Origin of the sequence: Agromyces binzhouensis (assembly GCF_004135055.1) — a bacterium.
In the GTDB taxonomy this organism is placed as follows: Bacteria; Actinomycetota; Actinomycetes; order Actinomycetales; family Microbacteriaceae; genus Agromyces; species Agromyces binzhouensis.
In genome coordinates, this window is sequence record NZ_SDPL01000381.1 from 1 (window position 1) to 3,017 (window position 3,017).

Genomic DNA, 3,017 nt, shown 5'->3' on the forward strand with positions numbered 1-3,017 from the left:
CGTGCCGTGCGCGACGGCGAGCACGCGCGCGCCGTCGTGGTCGACGGCGATGCGCGCGAGCGCCCGCGCCCCGCGCGGGCCGACCTCGTGGTCGGGCTCCTTGCCCGGGAACTCCCTGCCCGGCCACCGCTCGTCGATCTGCGTGACGAGCGTGCCCTCGGCGTCGCCGAAGTCCTGCTCGACGAGGTCGTCGTACGCTCCGGCCACGGTCAGGCCGAGCCCGTCGGCGAGGATGGCGGCGGTCTCCCGCGCCCGGCCGAGCGTCGAGCTCACGACGACGTCCCAGTCGGCCGGATCGAGCGTGCGCGCCGCCTGCGCGGCCTGGGCGCGCCCGGTCGCGTTCAGCGGGATGTCGGTCCGGCCCTGCATGAGCCCGCGCAGGTTCCAGTCGGTCTGTCCGTGGCGGACGAGGGCGAGATGCATGGGTTCCAGCCTAGGCGGGGCCGTCTGGGCGGATGCCGCGTGGCCGAACCCGACGTCCCACCCCCTCGACGCTCGCCGCCGCGAGGGCTACCGTGACCCGCGGGAAGGAGCACGACCATGGGCATTCTCGCCGTCGACCTGTTCATCACGCTCGACGGGGTCTACCAGGCGCCGGGCGGCCCCGAGGAGGACCCGTCCGGGGGCTTCGAGTTCGGCGGATGGCAGGCGCCGTACATCGACGAGACGTCGGGCGAGGTGATCGGCGCCGGCATCGACCGGCTCGACGCCCTCATGCTCGGGCGGCGGACGTACGACATCTTCGCCGACTACTGGCCGCGGCACACCGACACCCCGATCGGCGCGAAGTTCGAGGCGGTGCCGAAGTTCGTCGTCTCGCACACGCTGACCGACCCCACCTGGGCGAATACGACGGTCGTGACGGATGTCGCTGCCGAGGTCCCGGCCATCACGGACCGCTTCGAGGAGATCCACGTCATCGGCAGCGGCGCACTCGCCCGGTCGCTGCTCGCCGCCGACCTCGTGGACCGGCTCAACCTGTACCTCTACCCGATCGCGTTCGGCAGCGGCAAGCGGCTGTTCGACACGGGCACCGTGCCCGCCGCGTTCACCCTCGCCGAGCCGCCCGTCGCGTTCCCGAAGGGCGCGGTGTCGCTCGTCTACGAACGTGCGGGCGTCCCGGTAACGGGCATCGACATGGACTCGGAGGACCGGTAGCCGCGCCCGCCCCGCGTCAGTCGAGCTCCTGGAAGATCGTGAGCTGCAGCCCGGCCGGCGCACGGACCCGGGCGTTCACCGACCGCCAGGGGGTCTCGCGAGCGGATGCCTCGAGCTCGGCGCCGGCACCGACCAGTTCGTCGGTCACGGCCGACGTGTCGTCCACCTCGAGCGCCACCCTGATGCGGTCGCTGCGACCCCCGTCGGTCTCGACACGGTCGATGAATCGGACCTGGGCCGGGTTCGAGAGTTCGAGCGTCGCCCGCCCTGCGTCGAGGATGCGGACCTCCGCGCCGTCGTCGCCGCTGTAGGACTCCTGCTCGGGCATGCCGAGCACGTCCCGGAAGAACGCCAGCGCCGCCTCGAAGTCCTCGGCCTCGACGACGAGCCGCAGCTGCCGCACTCGCCCGCCGCCACGCGTGCCCGATGCGCCTGCGTCATCCGTCATGCCGCTCCCCCTTCGTCGCCGCCGCGGAGCAGCGCCCGCAGCGCCTGGATCGTGTCGGCCTCCGCCGGCTCCTTGTCGGGGCGGTACCCCTTCACGCGCGCGAACCGCAGGGCGATGCCACCCGGGTACCGGGTGGAGCGCTGCACGCCGTCGATCGCGATCTCGACCACCGTGACCGGCTCGACGAACACGGTGTTCGCCGTGCGCCGCGTCTCGATCTCGGGGAACCGCTCGGTCTGGAACCGGAGGAGCTCGTCGGTGAGCCCCTTGAATGTCTTGCCGACCATGACGAACCCGCCGGGGTCGCCGAACTCGCCGTCGGGGTCGCGCGCGCCGAGGTGCAGGTTCGAGAGCCATCCCGTTCGTCGACCGGAGCCCCATTCCGCCGCGAGCACGACGAGGTCGTAGGTGAGCACGGGCTTGACCTTGATCCAGCTCGCCCCGCGTCGACCGGCCGCGTAGGGCGCACCGATGCCCTTCACCACGACGCCCTCGTGCCCTGCGGCCAGCGCGTCGCGTGCCACGCGCTCGGCGGTCTCGGTGTCGTCGGTCACCTCGCCGGGGATCCGGTGCTCGCCCGCGACGCGTTCGAGCTCGACGAGCCTCGCGGCCAGCGGCTCGTCGATGAGGTCGCGCCCGTCGACGTGGAGCACGTCGAAGAACCACGGATGCAGCACCACCTCGCGCGCGGCCTCGGCGCCGAAGCGCGACATCGTCTCCTGGAACGGGCGCGGGGCGCCCCCCTCGTCGAGCGCGAGCGTCTCGCCGTCGAGGATCAGCTCGCGAGCCGGGAAGCCTCGGACCACGTCGACGACCTCGGGCACCCGGTGGGTGATGTCGGCGAGGTTCCGCGTGAACACTCGGACCTCGTCGCCGGCCCGGTGCACCTGGATGCGCGCTCCGTCGAGCTTGAACTCGACGGAGGCCTCGCCCGCCTGCTCCAACGCCGCCGCGGCGCTCGGTGCGGTGCCGGCGAGCATCGGGAGCACGGGTCGGCCGACCACCAGCCCGACCGCCTCGAGGTCGCCGGGTGCACCCGTGAGCGCGATGCGCGCGGTCTCTCCGAGGTCGCCCGACAGCATGGCCGCGCGGCGGACCACCTCACCCGGGCGCTCGGCGGCGCGAGCGATCGCGTCGGTCAGCACACCCTCGAGCGCTCCGGTGCGGAGCTCTCCGAGGATCACCCGCGAGACGAGGTCCTGCTCACGGGCGGTCGCGCGCGCACCGAGATCGGCGAGCACTGCGGCGCGCTCGGCCGCCGAACCCGAGCCGGCCGCGTTCGCGAGCCGCTCGAGCGCGTCGTCGACGTCGAGGATCGTGAGGGACGCGTCATCCGCCGGGTCGCCGAGCCCGCCGTGAAGCGTGCGCCAGCCGACGCCGACCCGGCCCTGCCGCGGCTTGGCGGTGAGGA

At 73.3% G+C, this 3,017-nt stretch carries 4 protein-coding genes; 1 reads left to right on the forward strand and 3 read right to left on the reverse strand.

Features of this window, described 5'->3' with window-relative positions; all coding sequences use genetic code 11:
• Positions 1-423 (reverse strand): histidine phosphatase family protein (locus ESO86_RS14475; RefSeq protein ID WP_165307907.1); only part of this gene is annotated, 423 nt, incomplete at its 3' end.
• Positions 424-540: 117 nt separating this feature from the next.
• On the opposite strand from ESO86_RS14475, the gene ESO86_RS14480 reads away from it, so the two are divergent.
• The gene (locus tag ESO86_RS14480) at positions 541-1,158 is read left to right on the forward strand and encodes a dihydrofolate reductase family protein (protein WP_129235624.1); all 618 of its coding nucleotides are present in this window, start codon (positions 541-543) and stop codon (positions 1,156-1,158) included.
• 16 nt (positions 1,159-1,174) lie between these two features.
• On the opposite strand, the gene ESO86_RS14485 is transcribed toward ESO86_RS14480, so the two are convergent.
• Together ESO86_RS14485 and ESO86_RS14490 are read right to left on the reverse strand one after the other, a co-directional pair.
• Entirely contained in the window at positions 1,175-1,606 is a 432-nt protein-coding gene (locus tag ESO86_RS14485) for a VOC family protein (protein ID WP_129235625.1), read from the reverse strand.
• Positions 1,603-3,017, reverse strand: a 1,415-nt coding sequence (locus ESO86_RS14490; RefSeq protein WP_129235626.1) for an ATP-dependent DNA ligase, incomplete at its 5' end; no start/stop codon positions are given. The genes ESO86_RS14485 and ESO86_RS14490, both read right to left, overlap by 4 nt.